Raw genomic sequence first — 17,404 nt, 5'->3', positions numbered from 1 at the left:
CGACGCTCAGGGGAGCGCCGCATGACGACCTGCATCGTCATTCGAACTGTCTCCCCTGGTGGAACCCTTTTGCACCTGTCGGAACAGGGTTATTTTGGATCCAAAATAATATATTGGATCCAATGCTAGACGATTGGATCCAGAATCGCAATATGGGTAAAAAATATGCTCTAATCGCGCCATATGCGAACCCCCGGACCCCAAGCCCTTCATCAGGCCATCCGCGACACGCTTCGAGACGAGATCTTGAGTGGCGTGCTCCCGGGTGGATTTCAACTGCGTCAAGAAGCGCTCGCCGAGCGTTTTCGTTCAAGCCGGGTGCCTGTGCGCGAAGCGCTGCGGCAGCTCGAAGCGGAGGGATTGGTCACGCACCATCTGAACCGTGGCGCGACGGTTGCGAGCATGAATCTCGAACAGCTTATGGAGATGCTCGATATTCGCGTGGCGCTCGAATGCCATGCCGCCAAGCTGGCGGTGCCAAATATGGCGGAGCGCGATTTCCAGTTGATGGAGCAGATCCTGGCCGAGTATTCGGCATCCGAGGTCGTCTCCGAATGGGCGGAATACAACCGCCGTTTCCATCTGGCGCTCTCGGCACCGGCAAACAATCGCCGTTTGCGGATCCTCATCGAAGAGTATTGCCTGAACACTGACCGGTATTCGCATTTGGCAATGTCGCAGGCGACTGGCAAGGAAAAGCCGCAGCACGATCATTACGAGATTCTTGCGGCCTGTCGTCGACGTGATGTGGCGGCCGTCGTATCGATGCTCGAAGCGCACATCCTCACCACGCGCAACGAGATCAAGGCGCTCGCCCGCGAAGATCTCAGCTTCCTGTCGCGTGCGTCGTTCTGACGTCGATGCGCTGACCACCTATAAAGCGCGTCCGGTGAATTGCCTGAGCGGGCGCTGTGCGAGAATGGTGCACTGTCCCTTGAGGTCGATTGCGCCGGGCTTCGCGGACGCCGGGATGATTCCGAGATCGGCGATGCGCAGCGAGCGCGTCCGACTTCCGCAACTTCTGCAACTTCTGCAACTTCGTAACGTTTCATGAACCGAGATTTACCCGCGACCGACGAGACCTACATGGGACTGGCGCTTGCGCAGGCCCGCGCTGCGATGGCGCAGGGAGAGGTGCCCGTTGGCGCCGTGGTCGTTTGTGACGGGCAGGTGGTTGCCGTCGGGCACAACTGTCCGGTGGGCGGTCACGATCCGTCGGCCCATGCCGAGATGCAGGCCTTGCGTGCTGCGGCGCTGGCGCTGGGCAATTACCGTCTTCCCGAATGCGAGTTGTACGTGACGCTTGAGCCGTGCGTCATGTGCGCGGGCGCGATCATGCATGCGCGCATCAAGCGGGTTGTATTCGGTGCCTCCGATCCCAAGACGGGGGCGTGTGGCAGCGTCGTCGATCTGTTTGCGGAACCGCGCCTGAACCATCATGCCGAAGTCATTGGCGGAGTTATGCGCGACGAGTGCGTCGGCATTCTGCAAACGTTTTTCAGCGAGCGTCGCGCGGCAGCGAGAGCGCGTCGTCTGGCTCAGTCGTCGCCAGCGGCCGAGGTGGCTGGCGATACTTCCGTCCCCCCATCGGAAACTTCCAATTGACGCAGACTCGTCTTATCGAACTGATTGCACCGTCCGGGTACGCCCCGGATTCCGACGTTGCCACGCGCGGGATTGCGGCGCTGGAGCAACTCGGCTACACCGTCGGCAATCGCGATGTCACATCGCGGCGCTTCCTGCGTTTTGCGGGCACCGACGCCGAGCGTGTCGCGGAGATCAACGCGCTTGCGCGGCGCGATCATCCGCTGCCGGACGTCGTGCTCGCGATGAGAGGGGGGTATGGCGCGGTACATCTGCTCGACCAGTTGGACTACAAGGCGTTGCATGACCGGTTGTGCGGCGAGCGCGTGGCGATCGTCGGGCACAGCGATTTCACGGCATTGCAACTGGCGTTGTTGTCGCAATCGCATGTGACGACGTTTGCAGGCCCGATGCTACTGGCCGACTTCGGCGCAGAGACGCTGAGCGAGTTCACCGTATCCCAATTCCAGTCGGTGTTGCAGTCCGGGTCCCACGTCGTTCAATGGGCAGGGGACGGTGCGAGCGGCGACATCGATGTATCGGGCACCTTGTGGGGTGGCAATCTGGCGATGGTGTGCAGCCTGATCGGCACGAGATACCTGCCGCAGATCGACGGTGGCGTGTTGTTCGTGGAGGATGTGAACGAACCGCCGTACCGCGTCGAGCGCATGTTGTACCAGTTGCATCAGTCGGGCGTTCTGGCGCGTCAGCGCGCGTTGGTGATGGGGGACTTTTCGCAATATCGTCTGACCGACTACGACAACGGCTACGACATGGCGACCATGGTGGAGAGCATGCGCCGGGTCATCGGTATCCCGATCGTCACGGGAATGCCGTTCGGTCATTGTCCTGACAAACTGACCTTGCCGGTGGGTGGGCAGGCCAAATTGTCGACGTCGGGGGCACAGGTCACGCTCACGCTTACGGGATATCCCTATATCGCGGGGTGAAGCACGAATGCCGTGTGCGTGGGCATGCGGAAATGGCGCAATCGCGAGAAACAGAAGCACGCCGGGAGGACTTCGTCACCCGGCGTGCTTTTTTGTTGTCCGTAAGAATGACGTGATTTTGCTGACGTTGAGAGTGATTTGGTGGGTGTTTGAATGGAATTGCCATGTGGGGCGGTAGCAGGAAAATGCGTGCCGCGCGTGCTTTTGGTAGGGCGGTTCGGCGCGTTGACGGTGCCGTTGCGGGGGCGACTATATGTTTAAGCGCAGCCTGAATATCTGAATATGGCTATGTTTCGTGCGGATGTATTTGGCTAAACTTCTTCGATCGTTCCGCCATCAGAAGGATGCCAAGACATCATGGCCAGCAGCAACGCGAATTCCAAGGATTATCCCCGCGACCTTATCGGCTACGGCCGACATGTACCGTTTGCCGACTGGCCGGGACGTGCGCGCATTGCCGTCCAGTTCGTGCTGAATTACGAAGAGGGCGGCGAGAACTGTGTATTGCACGGTGACAAGGCGTCCGAGCAGTTCCTGTCCGAGATCATTGGCGCGGCCGCCTACGAGGCCCGTCACATGAGCATGGAATCCATCTATGAATACGGTTCGCGCGCGGGCGTGTGGCGCATCTTGCGCGAGTTCGAGCGTCGAGGCTTGCCGCTGACCGTGTTTGGCGTGGCAATGGCCATGCAGCGTCACCCTGAGGTGACGGCGGCATTCCAGGCGCTTGGGCACGAGATTGCGTGTCACGGCTGGCGCTGGATTCACTATCAGAACATGGACGAGGCGACCGAGCGTGAGCACATGCGCATCGCCATCGACATCTTCAAGGAAATGACGGGTAGCGCGCCGTTGGGTTGGTACACCGGCCGCGACAGTCCGAATACGCGTCGTCTCGTCGTGGAGCAGGGCGGTTTCGTGTACGACTCCGACAACTATGGCGACGACCTGCCGTTCTGGACGCAGGTGCAGACCAGCAGTGGCGACGTCAAGCCGCACCTTGTGGTGCCGTACACGCTCGATACCAACGACATGCGCTTTGCCGCGCCGCAGGGCTTCAACACGGCGGACCACTTCTTCCATTACCTGCGCGACGCGTTCGACGTCTTGTACGCAGAGGGTGACGAAGCGCCGAAGATGCTGTCGATCGGTATGCACTGCCGGTTGCTGGGCCGTCCGGGCCGTTTCGCGGCGTTGCAGCGGTTCCTCGATCACATCGAAAAACACGATCGCGTGTGGGTGTGCCGTCGTATCGACGTGGCGCGCCACTGGCAAGAGCGCCATCCGTTCGTGGCGGCGTGAGCGGGCGATTGAATCGCAGACCAGGTAATTGATAGGGCGGTCATGTCCCGTGGGACGTGCCGCCGACATCGAATTCGAATCCGACAGGCGTCATCGGGCTGCGCGAGGAGTGCGGCGGGGCGCCACCTTTGTTCTCCAGGAGAGCAGTTAATGAACGCCCCGTTGCCTATGACCCAACGTACCGTTGCCGAGCTGTCGGCGCTACCGCGTGCCGAGTTCATTGCCGCGCTCGACGGCATTTTTGAGCATTCCCCGTGGGTGGCCGAAGCTGCGTGGGAAGATCGCCCGTTCGCAACCGTCAATGCACTGCATGACGCCATGTGCCAGGCTGTGATCGATGCTGGCGAGACGCCGCAACTCGACCTCATCCGTGCCCACCCGGAGCTGGCTGGCAAAGCGGCCGTGCGTGGCGAACTGACGGCCGAATCGACGCGTGAGCAGGCAGGCGCCGGACTGGGCCAGTGCAGTGCAGAAGAGTTTGCGCGCCTGACAGAGCTGAACGACGCTTACAAGGTCAAATTCGGCTTCCCGTACATTCTGGCCGTGCGTGGCCATACCCGCAGCAGCATCATCGAGAACTTCGCGACGCGTCTGGAGAACAGCCGCGCGGACGAAATCGAAGAGTGCCTGCGCCAGATTTTCCGTATCGCCGGTTTCCGGCTGCAAGACCTCGTGCGCGACTGAGCGCACGACACCGTCATATCTCACGTTTCAGACATTACCGAGCATCAAGGAGTTGGCATGGCCCTCGTCCCGCAAGACCCGAACGCACCGGACTTCGTGCGCCGTTATGTGAATCTGGCCGACCCGCGTCTGGGGGCTGAAGCGCTCGTCGCCACCGACGAATTCTTCGCGGCCAAAGAGCGCATGCTCAACCCGGAACCGGCGGTGTTCATCCCGGGCAAGTACGACGAGAACGGCAAGTGGATGGATGGTTGGGAGACGCGTCGCAAGCGTGTGAACGGTTACGACTGGTGCATCGTCAAGCTGGCGCGCCCGGGCGTGTTGTTCGGTGTCGATCTGGATACGAGCCACTTCACGGGCAACTTCCCACCGGCCGCGTCGCTTGAGGGCTGCTACAGCCCGGACGGCGCACCGAACGAGTCGGCCGAATGGTTCGAACTGCTGCCGTCGACCACGTTGCAGGGCAACTCGCACCACTACCATGCCATCACGCAGCAGCGCGCAGCGACGCACGTGCGCGTGAACCTGTACCCGGATGGTGGTCTCGCGCGTCTGCGCTTGTATGGGTTGCCGCAGAGCGACTGGGCGGGCCGTTCGCGAGATGAGCTGATCGATCTGATTGCGATGGAAAACGGCGGCTACGTCGTGGCAGCGAACAACCAGCACTTCGGTTTGGCGTCGAACCTGCTGATGCCGGGCCGAGGTGTGAACATGGGGGATGGGTGGGAGACGCGCCGTCGTCGTGAGCCGGGTAACGACTGGGCGATTATTGCGTTGGCGCAGCCGGGTGAAATTGGCAAGATCGAAGTGGATACGGCGCACTTCAAGGGCAACTTCCCGGACCGCTGCTCCATCCAGGCGGCGTATGTGACGGGCGGCACTGAGCAGTCGCTGATTACGCAATCGATGTTCTGGCCGGTGTTGTTGCCGGAGCAGAAGTTGGCGATGGACAAGCAGTTCTACTTTGAAGAGCAGGTGCAGAAGTTGGGGGCGATCACGCACATCCGTTTCAACATCATTCCGGATGGTGGTGTATCGCGTCTGCGGCTGTGGGGCCGGTTGAGCGACAAGAAGGCGTAATGGTTTAGAAGTCGCAGAGCAAAACGAACAGAGAGAACAAGGAGCGTGACATGGTGGGACCGGCATTGAAGATCGAGCGATTGACGCGGGAGGCGTTCGCGCCGTTCGGCGATGTGATCGAGTTGGAGGGTGCGAAGCATTTCGCGATCAATGGCGGGACGACCGAGCGATTCCATGATTTGGCGACGGTGGATCTGGGTCCGGAGGGGGGGCGTACGTTGGTGAACGTCTTCCGAGGCCAGCCGAGGCAGTTGCCGTACGAGGTGAAGATGTTGGAGCGTCACCCGTTGGGCAGTCAGGCGTTCATCCCGTTGAAGACGACGCCGTATCTGGTGGTTGTCGCCCCGGCAGGCGAGTTGGACGTAAGCAAGATGCGTGCGTTCGTCTCGGATGGCTGGCAGGGCGTGAACTATGCGAGAGGCGTGTGGCATCACCCGTTGTTGGCGTTGGATGAGGTGAGCGACTTCGTGGTGGTGGACCGGGGTGGTGACGGCCACAACTGTGACGAGCAGGATTTGCCGGGTGTGTACTTGCTGACGCAGGTTGAGTTGGATGCGGTGCAGGGAGCGCAGAAGGCTGCGTGAGGAATGAAGTCAGTGGGACAAAAGGACGCCGGGCGGTGCCCGGCGTTTTTTATTGGGCGGAGGTATTGGGCGGGGGTATGGGGCAGGGGTAAACACAACAGTCCGAGTCGAAACCCAACTCCTATACTTCGAAACACCGATGTGGTGCGTGGGCGGCGGAGCAGGAGAGTGGGCGCACCGAAAGCGTGCGCAAAGCGTGAAAAGGTTGGAAAAGGGTAGAAGAAGGTCGAAAAAAGGGCGTAAAAACAGCTCGGGCATGGATATTGCTCGATCTCGACACAGCAATCTGCGGAGAAGCGTATGGTCGAGAGCTATAACGAGATGGCGAGCATCACGGGTGCGACGCGTTCGCACTACCGTCGGTTTGACGACTGGCTCAAATGTCAGTCAGACGATGTCTTGCACCATAAGCGAGCCGAGGCCGATCTGGCGTTTCGGCGCGTCGGGATCACGTTTGCTGTGTATGGGAGTGAGGCGGGCACGGAGCGTCTGATCCCTTTCGATCTGATCCCTCGGATCATACCTGCGCATGAGTGGCAGACCTTGCAGGCGGGTTTGCGTCAGCGAGTCGAGGCGCTCAACAAGTTCATCCACGACGTCTACCACGACCAGAACATCCTGCGCGCCGGCGTTATCCCGGCGGATCAGGTGTTGAAGAATGCACAGTACCGTCCTGAGATGCAGGGTGTAGACGTCCCCGGCGACATCTACTCGCACATCGCGGGTGTCGATGTCGTCAGAGCGGGATCCGGAGACGATGGTGTCTTCTACGTCTTGGAAGACAACCTACGGGTGCCATCTGGCGTGTCGTACATGCTGGAGAATCGCAAGATGATGATGCGATTGTTCCCGGAGTTGTTCGCGCGCAATCGCATCGCACCCGTGGAGCATTACCCGGACTTGTTGCTCGACAGCTTGCGCGCCGTAGCACCGATGGGCGTGGACGACCCGACCGTCGTCGTCATGACGCCTGGCATCTACAACTCCGCCTACTTCGAGCATGCGTTCCTGGCGCAGCAGATGGGGATCGAGCTGGTCGAAGGGCAGGATCTGTTCGTGGAGGACAATCTCGTCTACATGCGCACGACCAACGGTCCTAAGCGTGTCGACGTCATCTATCGTCGCATCGACGACGACTTCCTTGATCCATTGGCCTTCCGTGCCGACTCGACGCTAGGCGTGCCGGGGTTGCTGAGCGTCTATCGTGCGGGACGCGTGACGCTGGCCAATGCCATCGGTACGGGCGTCGCCGACGACAAATCCATCTACCCGTTCGTCCCCGACATGATCGAGTTCTACCTCGGAGAGAAGCCGATCCTGAACAACGTGCCGACCTACCAGTGCCGTCGGCCCGACGACCTTGCGTACACCCTCGACAACCTCGGTGAGCTTGTCGTCAAGGAAGTTCACGGTGCGGGCGGCTACGGCATGCTCGTCGGTCCGGCGTCCACCAAGGCCGAAATCGAAGCCTTCCGCCAGCGGCTTATTGCGAAACCCGACGGCTACATCGCGCAACCCACGCTTGCACTCTCCGCGTGCCCGACATTTGTAGAAGCCGGTATCGCGCCACGACACATCGACCTGCGGCCGTTCGTATTGTCCTCGGGCAAGGGCGTGACGATGGTGCCGGGTGGCCTGACGCGAGTCGCGCCCACAGAGGGGTCGCTGGTCGTCAACTCCTCGCAGGGTGGAGGGACGAAGGACACTTGGGTACTGGAAAAGTAAGCGGCAAAGGTCAAAGCGCGCATATAAGTCAACTTGACCGCGCACATCGGAAAATTATCGGGAAGAGATCATGCTTAGCCGTACCGCCGACCACTTGTTCTGGATGGCCCGCTATATGGAGCGGGCTGAAAACACTGCTCGCCTGCTCGACGTCAACCTGCAAAACCTCCTGCTTCCGCAGGATGCCATCGATGACGAAGACGATACCGACATGACGCAGGTCCTCGCTGGCGGTATCGACAATGAAGCGGGCTGGCGCGCCACCTTGCGCATCTCCGAGCTGGAGCCAGCGTTCAATCGGAAACACGGGCGCGCGACGCGGGCCAACGTGCTGGACTTCGTCGTGCGCGACCCCGAGAACCCGTCGAGCATCGCCTGCTGCCTGGCCGCCGCGCGGGAGAACGCCCGTGCCGTGCGTGGCACCCTCACGACCGAGCTGTGGGAGACCGTCAACAGCACCTGGCTGGATTTCCCGCGCATCCTCGATCTGCTTGAGCGTGACCCTGCGCACCTGTTCGAATGGGTCAAAGTGCGCTCGCACCTCTCACGAGGCGTGAGCTTCGGCACCTTGTTTCAGGACGACGCCTTCTACTTCACCCGGCTCGGCCTGTTCCTTGAGCGTGCCGACAACACCGCCCGCATTCTCGACGTCCGTTTCCACGAAGCCGTGCGTGCCGACAAGGCGGGGCCGGATGCGTCGCATCCGACCGACTTCTACTACTGGTCGGCTGTGCTGCGCAGTGTCTCCGGCTTCGAAATCTACCGGAAGGTGTACCGTGACGTCATCACACCCGAGCGTGTGGTCGAGTTGCTGATGCTCAACGCACACATGCCGCGCTCGTTGCTCGCTTCCCTCACCGGTGTGTGCGAGAACCTCGCCACGCTCTCCAACGCCCAGTCCGGCGACGTCGAACGCTACGCAGGCAAACTTCAGTCCGAACTCAAATACACCGACATCCAGCAAATTCGACAGCAAGGCTTACACCCTGTGCTGACCGAATTCCTCGAGCGAGTTAACGTGCTCGGCAACAAGATCAGCCAGACCTTCCTGATCCCGCTCGCTGCCTGATGCTATGCGCCTGACTATCCGCCACGAAACGACTTACCGCTACGACACGCCGGTGCGCTACACCATCCAGCAGCTCCGGCTCACGCCGAGTGCGTCGGAAGTGCAGCGCATCGTGCAATGGCGACTGAGCGCGCCGGGCAAGCTCACGCCCGCGCGGGACGCCTTTGGCAACGACATGCATACGCTCGTGCTGCATCAACCGCACGATGAGATTCATTTGCTCGCCGAAGGCGAGGTCGAAACGACACCGCTCATCGATGGCAGGCTGGGGGAAACGAGCCATGCCGTACCAGTGTTATGCTTCGCCAGCCCTACGCCCCTCACGGGTCGCAGCGACGGCATCGACGCGCTGGCGGGCGACGCCGGGGTTGCCACGCCGGGAGAGTTGCTGGCGCTGGCGGCGGCCATTTGCGAGCAGGTCGATTACGAGTCGGGGATCACCGCCGTGACCAGCACCGCCGCGCAGGCGCTCGCGCTGGGACGCGGCGTCTGTCAGGACCACGCGCACCTCATGCTGGCCGTATGCCGCGCACGTGGCGTGCCTGCGCGCTACGTCAGCGGGTACATCGACCCGGGCGACGTACCGCACGCGGCCAGCCATGCCTGGGTTGACGTGTGGGTTGAGGGGGCAGGGTGGGTTAGCATCGACGTCACGCATGCCTGCTTCGCGAGCGGCAACTACTGCCGTCTGGCGGTGGGGCGCGATTACGAGTCGGCGGCGCCCGTCAGAGGAATGCGCAGCGGCGGTGCGACCGAGAAGCTGCACGTATCGGTCAGCGTCGATACAGCACCGCTCGATCAACAACAATAGCTTTGAACGTAGCGAGGCAGCGCGCCTTGCACGGCAAGACAGGAACGACATGACGTATTGCGTGGCCATGAAGCTCGATGCCGGGCTGGTCTTTCTTTCCGACACCCGCACAAACGCGGGCGTCGATCATGTGAGCACATTCCGCAAGATGCTCGTCTTCGAGCGTCCGGACGAGCGCGTCATCGTGCTGCTCTCGGCGGGGAATCTCGCGTTGACGCAGGCGGTGCGCCAGCAACTGGTCGAGGCGCGCGACACCGAAACGCTGTGGACCGCGAAGACCATGAGCGACGTGGCGCGGGTCGTCGGGCAGGCCATTCGCGACGTCTATACGCGCGACGCCAAGTCGCTCGAAGCGTTTGGCGTCGACTTCAATTGCAGCTTCCTGCTGGGCGGGCAAATCGCCGGTGCGCGCAGCCGTCTGTTCCAGTTGTACTCGGCGGGCAACTTCATCGAGGCGTCCTCCGTCAATCCGTACTTCCAGATCGGCGAGTCGAAGTATGGCAAGCCCATCATCGACCGGTTGATCACGCCCGCAACATCGCTCGACGACGGCGCGAAATGTGCCCTCATCTCGATGGACTCCACGCTGCGCTCGAACGTCTCCGTCGGGTTGCCGCTGGATCTGCTCGTCTACGAAGAAGATAGTTTGCGCGTGACGCGCTTCGCGTCGCTCGACGACGAGAACGTCTATTACAAGATGATCCACGACACGTGGGGCTCGCGTCTGCGTCAAGTGTTCGACGAACTGCCCGAGCCGCAGTGGGCGACGTCCAGCGTGGCCAGTGTGCCCGCGTCGCTGCCGCCGCGGGCCGAACCGCCCGAAGGCATGCCCGGAGCGGATGAAACGAGGAGCGTTCAGTCGCTCGCGCAGACGGTATCGCTCAAGATGCCGTCCTGACACGCAATGCGCAGACGCGCGTCGGCCTTTGCACGACGCGCATTTGCGCAGCCATCACGCCAATCCGAGACTGCGGTGCTGCTTCCGATACAACCATGCACTGACGGCGAGCGTGACTGCTTCCGTCGCGAGTAGCGTGTACCAGATCGCGCTGCCGCCAAAGAGCGCGTCGAGCAGCCAGAGAATGCCCAGCAGCAGAATCCAGCTGCGCAGCATTGCAATGGCTGCCGATGGGCCAGGGGCTTCGACCGCCGTCAGATAGCCCGCCACGATCAGATTGCCTGCCGCCGGCAGAAACGCCAGCGCGTACCAGATGACCGCGTGTTCCAGAATCGACCACGCGTCGCCACCGGCGGGCAGGAAGAGGAACGTCAGCGGACGCGCCAGCGTTGCCATCGCCACCGCGACCAGCAGCGAGAACCCCATCACCGCGATCACACCCAGACGGAACGATCCCTGAAGCGCCTTCGCATTCTGCGCACCGCGATAGAAGCTGATCATCGGCTGCATGCTCTGCACGAGTGCGACCATCGTCACCGTGGCCCCGAGCGTCATGTATTCGAGGATGGCGTAAGCAGCCAGCCCCGGCTCGCCGAAGCTCACCAGAATCACGCGGTTGAAGACGAACACCGTCACCGCCGGTGCGATCGCGCCGAGGAACTCCGACGCGCCGTTGTACATCGCGCGCCACACATGTGTTTCGCCCCCACCGAAGGCGCGACGGGCGGGCACCACTCGCTTCGCCAGGAAGAGGTGATACGCGAACATCACGCTGCTCGACACCATCATCGACAACCCGGTGGCCAGTGCGGCACCGTGCATCCCCATCTCACGAACGGCGATGAGCCAATAGTCGAGCGCGACGTTCGCGAGCGCGCCCATGAACATCGCATACAGACCGAAACGGGCGGCGGGCGCACCTTCGACGCGCAGGAACAACTCCATGGCGTAGAGGCCGTTCGCAAACAGCACGAACCAACCCCAGCCGGACAGGTAGGCGACGACATCCGCCGTGATCGCGCCTTGTGCACCCAGCGCGGCAGCGATCTCGTGCCTGAAGATGAGCACGGCGGCACTCATCAGGACGCCCGAGACGAGCATCACCCAGAGCACCTGCGAGAACGCGCGACGCGCGTCGGCATGGCGCCGCTCGCCCAACAGACGAGCAATGAGCGTTGCGCCCCCTACGCCGACCATCACGCTGACCGCATAAGGCACATAGAGCAGCGGCACTACGAGGTTCAGCGCGGCGAGTGCTTGTTGGCCGACATAGCGGCCGATGAAGATCCCGTCGATCAGGGTGTAGATCGTGTAGACCCAGCCGGAGAGGATCGTCGGAACCGCGAGAGACGTAAATTCCTTGAGCAGAGACGTCCTGGCGCCCTGCGAATGATTGCAATGATTGGTAGACGTGGAAAGAGACATGGTCCCCCCGATGACTTCGCACCGCGTCGTGTCGGGACGCGGCTCACCGTGGCTTGCACATCAAAGACTTCAGAACTTCAGAGACTTCGGGATGGAGAGGGTAGTCGCTCACGCGCAAGCGATGGCGTAAGCGCTCCGCCCCGCTGCGTGGCACCCGGGCGGGTGGACGTCAGCGAGGCAGTCAGACGGACGGAGGGAACATCGCCTGGTGCAGATGCACCCAGACGACGCCTTGCCGGGAGGAACAGAAGAGGAGGAAATTCATGATGTTTGTCGTTCGGCCCGCAAAGCCGGGCGCGTATGACAGACAAGCGGTGTCACGCCGAAGTTCCCTCGCTCGACGTCAAGTCGCGGCTGACATCATGGGAACGTCACTATAAAAAAAGGGGCGCCGAAGCGCCCCAACATGGGTCCAGCAAGAAAGACGGTAACGCCGTTATTGTTGTGCGCCGCCGTTAAACCACGCGGCAATCTTCTGGCGCTCTTCATCGGTCATTTGCGTCACGTTGCCCAGGGGCATTGACTTGAGCGCGACCGATTGTTGATAAATGCGTTGTGCGTTCTGCGAGATCTCGGCGGGCGTATCGAGCATCACGCCGGCCGGTGCGCTGCCCATCATCGTCGGCTTGGCCGAGTGGCAGGTGGCGCAACGCTGCGTGAGAATCGGCTGAATCTCCGAGAGCTTCACGGCCGGGGCAGCGGCTTCGCCGTGCGCACCGGCGGCAGGTGCCGGGGCGGGGCGCGGGGCGGCAAACACGGCAACGCCTGCGAGCAGTGCAGCACCGGCAACCGGCAGCGCGTACAGATTCTTGCCTGCGTGACGCAGCACGAAGAACTGACGAATCATTGCGCCTGCGGCCATGATGACCGTGAGGATCACCCAGTTGTATGGGTTGCTGTACGTGAACGCGTAGTGGTTGCTGATCATGATGAACACGACCGGCAGCGTGAAGTACGTGTTGTGCACCGAACGTTGTTTGCCGAGCTTGCCCCAGATCGGGTTCGGAACTTCGCCCTTCGAGAGCGCGTCCACGCTCTTGCGCTGGCCCGGAATGATCCAGAAGAAGACGTTCGCCGACATCGATGTCGCCATCATTGCGCCAACGATCAGGAAGGCGGCGCGACCGGCAAAGATGTGCGTCGTTGCATACGTTGCGGCTACCACGAACAGTGCCACACCAATACCCAGCACTCGCTCGTTCTTGCCCAGCGCACGGCACAGGAAGTCATAGACGAACCAGCCGCCGATCAGGAACGCGACCGCGAGGCCCACGGCCTGACCCGGTTGCAGATCCATCACGTTCTTGTCGATCAGATACGTCTGCGGTTGCAGCAGGTACAGCACGCAGAACAGGGCGAAGCCGGAGAGCCACGTCGTGTACGACTTCCACTTGGACCAGTGCAAATCTTCCGGCATCTGCGGCGGCGAATTCAGATACTTCTGGGCGTGGTAAAAACCGCCGCCGTGCACCGACCACATTTCGCCGAACACGCCTTTCTGTTTGTCCTCGGCGGCTTTGGGCGGCTTCAGACCGTTGTCCAACATCACGAAATAGAACGACTCGCCAATCCAGGCAATGGCCGCCACCACATGCAGCCAGCGCAGCAACAGATTGACCCAGTCGGTAATAAACGCTTCCATCTTATGTTCTCCTCAACTGCCTGACGTTCACGTTCGCGATTTAGCTACCGCGATACGTTGAAAAGCTCCACGGCGACACCAGAAGGGGCACGTGGTAATGCTGGGAAGGCTCCGCGATGCCAAAACGCAGCACCACACGATCCACGAAGCGCGGCGACGGCACTTCCACGCCCTGTGCGGCGAAATAGTCGCCCGCGTGAAACACCAACTCGTATTCGCCTGCGGCGAATTCCTCACCTTCGAGCAGCGGCTTGTCGCAGCGGCCGTCGGCATTCGTTTGCACGTCGCGCAGCGAACGGCGCTCGCCGTCCACGCGCCACAGCTCGACACGGATGCCCGCGCCCGGCTTGCCGTGCGATGTATCTAGTACGTGGGTAGTCAGTCGTCCCATGATGTCTCCTGTGATGGATGGGTGCATTGTAGGGAGATGGCGGCTCGGCAACGCGCGCAATACCAAAGATAAAAACGCGCACATACCCCGTTATGCAGGACAAAAAGATGACGCGCTTCAATATGGCATCCCGACGTCTGAAGCGTACGCCGCGTGCACCGGAATTGGGATTTTTTGGAGGACTATTGGATTCGGTTATCCAGCGTATAACGCATCACGTATGAGCCGTTTTCGCGACAGGGGACGGATCGCCCGGGAAGCCCAATGGTTACGTGCATGCTTGGGGAAAACCCGAGACGCAAGATAAGCATTCATGCATACGTTCCATGAAAAAAACACTATAGCCTCCCGTGGTCTTGCCGCAAAGTGCGTCGACCTGCACCATTGAGTCACCCAAAAATAGATATTAAACAGCCCCCCGAGGGACGGAGACGCAATGAGTGTGACAACCAATACCGTGGATCCGGTCGACGAGCGACTGCCGATCGGAAAATTGTTCATGCTGGGCCTGCAACACGTTCTGGTGATGTACGCGGGCGCAGTCGCCGTGCCGCTTATCATCGGCGGCGCGCTGGGTCTGCCTAAAGATCAGATTGCGTTTCTGATCTCTGCCGATCTGATGTGCTGCGGCATCGCCACGCTGATTCAAAGCGTCGGTGTGGGCCGCTTCGGTATCCGTATGCCCGTCATCATGGCGGTCACGTTTGCCGCCGTCGGGCCGATGCTCGCCATCGGCACGAACCCCTCGCTAGGCTTGCCCGGTATCTTCGGGGCGACCATTGCCTCCGGCATCATCGGTACGCTGATCGCGCCACTCGTTGGCAAGCTGCTGCGCTTCTTCCCGCCGATCGTGACGGGCATCGTCATTACGTCCATCGGGCTGACCATCATCGGCGTGGGCATCAACTGGGCGGCCGGCGGCGTGGGCAACCCGGACTATGGCGACCCGGTCTACCTCGGGGTGTCGTTTGCGGTGCTGATCTTCATCTTGCTGATCACGCGCTTCGTGAAGGGTTTCTTCTCGAACATCGCCGTGCTGCTCGGCATCCTTTTCGGATTCGGCATTGCACTGTTGCTGCACAAAGTGAACTTCGACGGTCTCGATCAGGTGAAATGGTTCGACGTCGTGCTGCCGTTCCACTTCGGCATGCCGGTGTTCGATCCGTGGGCCATCGTGACGCTCACGATCGTGATTCTGATTACGTTCATCGAGTCGACGGGTATGTTCCTCGCGCTGGGCGAGATCGTCGGCAAGCCGGTGGATGAGAAGGCGCTGGTCGCTGGTTTGCGTGTCGACGGTGTCGCAACCGTCATCGGCGGCCTGTTCAACACCTTCCCGCATACCTCGTTCTCGCAGAACATCGGTCTCGTTGGCGTGACGGGCGTGAAGAGCCGCTGGGTATGTGCCTCGGCCGGCGTCATCCTGCTCGTGTTCGGCCTGATTCCGAAGATGTCGGTCGTCGTGGCGTCCATTCCCCAGTTCGTGCTGGGCGGCGCGGGCGTTGTGATGTTCGGCATGGTGCTCGCCACGGGCATCAAGATCCTGTCCAAGGTCGACTACTCGCATAACCGCTACAACCTGTATATCGTAGCCATCAGCATCGGTATGGCGATGATTCCGGTCGCCTCGAACAAGTTCTTTGCGAAGATGCCGGAACAGCTCGCGCCGTTGCTGCATAGCGGGATTCTGCTCGCTACGCTGTCCGCCGTGATCCTGAACGCCTACTTCAACGGCTTCAAAGCGCCGGTGACGCATGGCAACGGCCACGGTGAGAAGAACGGATCGGGTATGGGCCTGGAGGCGCATTGATGAAAACCTTGCTTGTCAAGAATGCCGAAGTGCTGGTCACGATGGACGCCGGTCGCCGCGAAATCGCGCGCGGCGGGTTGTACATCGAAGACAATCGGATCGTGGCCGTCGGCACCAGCGATACGCTGCCGACGAGCGCCGATGAGGTGCTCGATCTGACGGGGCACGTCGTCATTCCGGGTCTGGTCAACACGCATCACCACATGTACCAGAGCCTCACGCGGGCCATTCCGGCTGCGCAGGACGGCGAACTGTTCAATTGGCTGACGAACCTCTATCCGGTGTGGGCAAACCTCACGCCGGAGATGATTCGCGTCTCAACGAAGACGGCGATGGCCGAACTGCTGCTCTCGGGCTGCACCACGTCGAGCGACCATCTCTACATCTACCCGAACGGTTGCAAGCTCGACGACAGCATCGAAGCCGCCGCTGAGATCGGCATGCGCTTTCACGCAAGCCGGGGCAGCATGAGCGTTGGTCAGAGTCAGGGCGGACTACCGCCCGACCGTGTGGTCGAGCGTGAAGATGCCATTCTCAAAGACACGCAGCGTCTCATCGAGACGTACCACGACGAAGGCCGTTACGCGATGTTGCGTGTGGTCGTCGCGCCTTGCTCGCCGTTCTCGGTGAGCCGTGACCTGATGCGCGAGTCGGCCACGATGGCGCGCCACTACGGCGTGTCGTTGCACACCCATCTGGCCGAGAACGTCAACGACATTGCCTACAGCCGCGAGAAGTTCGGCATGACGCCAGCCGAGTACGCGCAGGATCTCGGCTGGGTCGGTCACGATGTGTGGCACGCCCACTGCGTTCAGCTCGACGACGCGGGGATCGCGCTCTTCGCGAAAACCGGCACTGGCGTGGCACATTGCCCGTGCTCGAACATGCGGCTCGCGTCGGGCATCGCCCCGATTCGCCGGATGCGCGACGCCGGGGTGCCTGTCGGGCTGGGTGTGGACGGCTCGGCGTCCAACGATGCGGCGAGCATGATCAACGAAGCGCGTCAGGCGCTGCTGCTGCAACGGGTCGGATTCGGCCCGAGCGCGATGACGGCGCGTGAAGCGCTGGAGATCGCGACGCTCGGCGGCGCGCGCGTGCTGGGGCGCGACGACATCGGCGTGCTCGCGGCGGGCATGGCGGCGGATTTCGTAGCGTTCGATACGCGTGGCGTCGGCATGGCGGGTGGTCTGCACGACCCCGTGGCGGCGCTCGTTTTCTGCAATCCTGGACAAGCCGCGTACAGCGTGGTGAACGGACGGGTGGTGGTGCGCGAAGGGCGTCTGACGACGCTCGACCTGCCGTCGCTCGTGACGCATCACAACGCGCTGGCGCGGCAACTGGCCGAGGCTTCCCGATAAGGCGTTGCCACACCGGCCGCACATTCATGGTGTGAGGTCGCGGGACTGCTCACCCTAATCGTCAGATTCGGGTGAGTCGGTTCCGGCGTGG

At 61.6% G+C, this 17,404-nt stretch carries 16 protein-coding genes; 13 read left to right on the top strand and 3 right to left on the bottom strand.

All coding sequences use genetic code 11. The features are described from left to right. The first annotated feature begins 255 nt into the window (after positions 1-255). From NA29_RS12985 to NA29_RS12935, 11 genes are all read left to right on the top strand, one after another. A complete protein-coding gene (locus NA29_RS12985; RefSeq protein ID WP_231965182.1) occupies positions 256-855 on the top strand; it encodes a GntR family transcriptional regulator in 600 nt (199 codons plus the stop codon). Between the two features lie 195 nt (positions 856-1,050). After that, positions 1,051-1,605, top strand: coding sequence for a tRNA adenosine(34) deaminase TadA (gene tadA / locus NA29_RS12980; protein WP_072633281.1), 555 nt, complete (start codon positions 1,051-1,053; stop codon positions 1,603-1,605). Then, on the top strand, positions 1,602-2,534 hold the full coding sequence (ldcA, locus tag NA29_RS12975; protein ID WP_039398666.1) for a muramoyltetrapeptide carboxypeptidase: 933 nt from the start codon (positions 1,602-1,604) through the stop codon (positions 2,532-2,534). Before tadA ends, ldcA begins: the two co-directional genes overlap by 4 nt. A gap of 357 nt (positions 2,535-2,891) precedes the next feature. After that, a complete protein-coding gene (puuE, locus tag NA29_RS12970; RefSeq protein WP_039398664.1) occupies positions 2,892-3,836 on the top strand; it encodes an allantoinase PuuE in 945 nt (314 codons plus the stop codon). A 150-nt stretch (positions 3,837-3,986) separates the two neighbouring features. Continuing rightward, positions 3,987-4,520, top strand: coding sequence for a 2-oxo-4-hydroxy-4-carboxy-5-ureidoimidazoline decarboxylase (uraD, locus tag NA29_RS12965; protein WP_224786932.1), 534 nt, complete (start codon positions 3,987-3,989; stop codon positions 4,518-4,520). Between the two features lie 57 nt (positions 4,521-4,577). Further along, entirely contained in the window at positions 4,578-5,600 is a 1,023-nt protein-coding gene (gene alc / locus NA29_RS12960) for an allantoicase (RefSeq protein WP_039397131.1), read from the top strand. A 50-nt stretch (positions 5,601-5,650) separates the two neighbouring features. Further along, complete coding sequence (locus tag NA29_RS12955; protein WP_039397128.1) at positions 5,651-6,184, top strand: ureidoglycolate lyase; 534 nt, start codon at positions 5,651-5,653, stop codon at positions 6,182-6,184. Between the two features lie 300 nt (positions 6,185-6,484). Further along, positions 6,485-7,909, top strand: a complete 1,425-nt coding sequence (locus tag NA29_RS12950) for a circularly permuted type 2 ATP-grasp protein (protein ID WP_039398660.1) — start codon at positions 6,485-6,487, stop codon at positions 7,907-7,909. A 70-nt stretch (positions 7,910-7,979) separates the two neighbouring features. Then, complete coding sequence (locus tag NA29_RS12945) at positions 7,980-8,978, top strand: alpha-E domain-containing protein (protein ID WP_039398659.1); 999 nt, start codon at positions 7,980-7,982, stop codon at positions 8,976-8,978. A gap of 4 nt (positions 8,979-8,982) precedes the next feature. Then, entirely contained in the window at positions 8,983-9,789 is an 807-nt protein-coding gene (locus tag NA29_RS12940) for a transglutaminase family protein (RefSeq protein ID WP_039398657.1), read from the top strand. A 49-nt stretch (positions 9,790-9,838) separates the two neighbouring features. Next, positions 9,839-10,687, top strand: coding sequence for a proteasome-type protease (locus NA29_RS12935; protein WP_039398655.1), 849 nt, complete (start codon positions 9,839-9,841; stop codon positions 10,685-10,687). Between the two features lie 54 nt (positions 10,688-10,741). Here the strand turns inward: NA29_RS12935 and NA29_RS12930 are convergent, their stop codons facing one another. The 3 genes from NA29_RS12930 to uraH form a co-directional block, all read right to left on the bottom strand. After that, a complete protein-coding gene (locus NA29_RS12930; protein ID WP_052252905.1) occupies positions 10,742-12,112 on the bottom strand; it encodes an MATE family efflux transporter in 1,371 nt (456 codons plus the stop codon). 436 nt (positions 12,113-12,548) lie between these two features. Then, on the bottom strand, positions 12,549-13,754 hold the full coding sequence (locus NA29_RS12925; RefSeq protein ID WP_039398653.1) for a urate hydroxylase PuuD: 1,206 nt from the start codon (positions 13,752-13,754) through the stop codon (positions 12,549-12,551). 40 nt (positions 13,755-13,794) lie between these two features. Beyond that, positions 13,795-14,145, bottom strand: a complete 351-nt coding sequence (gene uraH, locus NA29_RS12920) for a hydroxyisourate hydrolase (protein WP_039398651.1) — start codon at positions 14,143-14,145, stop codon at positions 13,795-13,797. Between the two features lie 436 nt (positions 14,146-14,581). On the opposite strand from uraH, the gene NA29_RS12915 reads away from it, so the two are divergent. Continuing rightward, positions 14,582-15,955 (top strand): nucleobase:cation symporter-2 family protein, encoded by a 1,374-nt coding sequence (locus NA29_RS12915; protein WP_039398648.1) that lies wholly within the window; start codon positions 14,582-14,584, stop codon positions 15,953-15,955. Further along, positions 15,955-17,313 carry an 8-oxoguanine deaminase gene (locus tag NA29_RS12910; protein WP_052252904.1) on the top strand — a complete coding sequence of 453 codons (1,359 nt, stop codon included), beginning with the start codon at positions 15,955-15,957 and terminating at the stop codon, positions 17,311-17,313. Before NA29_RS12915 ends, NA29_RS12910 begins: the two co-directional genes overlap by 1 nt. The last annotated feature ends 91 nt before the right edge of the window (positions 17,314-17,404 follow it).

The organism is Pandoraea sputorum, from assembly GCF_000814845.2.
Classification (GTDB): Bacteria; Pseudomonadota; Gammaproteobacteria; order Burkholderiales; family Burkholderiaceae; genus Pandoraea; species Pandoraea sputorum.
Note: the sequence above shows the minus strand (reverse complement) of the source record. Positions and strands in the feature narration are given on the sequence as shown.

Coding starts and splice junctions, on each gene's coding strand:
- uraD (WP_224786932.1), top strand. CDS start 3,987: ATGAACGCCCCGTTGCCTATGACCCAACGTACCGTTGCCGAGCTGTCG.
- NA29_RS12935 (WP_039398655.1), top strand. CDS start 9,839: ATGACGTATTGCGTGGCCATGAAGCTCGATGCCGGGCTGGTCTTTCTT.
- NA29_RS12940 (WP_039398657.1), top strand. CDS start 8,983: ATGCGCCTGACTATCCGCCACGAAACGACTTACCGCTACGACACGCCG.
- NA29_RS12910 (WP_052252904.1), top strand. CDS start 15,955: ATGAAAACCTTGCTTGTCAAGAATGCCGAAGTGCTGGTCACGATGGAC.
- NA29_RS12945 (WP_039398659.1), top strand. CDS start 7,980: ATGCTTAGCCGTACCGCCGACCACTTGTTCTGGATGGCCCGCTATATG.
- NA29_RS12915 (WP_039398648.1), top strand. CDS start 14,582: ATGAGTGTGACAACCAATACCGTGGATCCGGTCGACGAGCGACTGCCG.
- alc (WP_039397131.1), top strand. CDS start 4,578: ATGGCCCTCGTCCCGCAAGACCCGAACGCACCGGACTTCGTGCGCCGT.
- uraH (WP_039398651.1), bottom strand. CDS start 14,145: ATGGGACGACTGACTACCCACGTACTAGATACATCGCACGGCAAGCCG.
- NA29_RS12930 (WP_052252905.1), bottom strand. CDS start 12,112: ATGTCTCTTTCCACGTCTACCAATCATTGCAATCATTCGCAGGGCGCC.
- NA29_RS12925 (WP_039398653.1), bottom strand. CDS start 13,754: ATGGAAGCGTTTATTACCGACTGGGTCAATCTGTTGCTGCGCTGGCTG.
- NA29_RS12950 (WP_039398660.1), top strand. CDS start 6,485: ATGGTCGAGAGCTATAACGAGATGGCGAGCATCACGGGTGCGACGCGT.
- puuE (WP_039398664.1), top strand. CDS start 2,892: ATGGCCAGCAGCAACGCGAATTCCAAGGATTATCCCCGCGACCTTATC.
- tadA (WP_072633281.1), top strand. CDS start 1,051: ATGAACCGAGATTTACCCGCGACCGACGAGACCTACATGGGACTGGCG.
- NA29_RS12955 (WP_039397128.1), top strand. CDS start 5,651: ATGGTGGGACCGGCATTGAAGATCGAGCGATTGACGCGGGAGGCGTTC.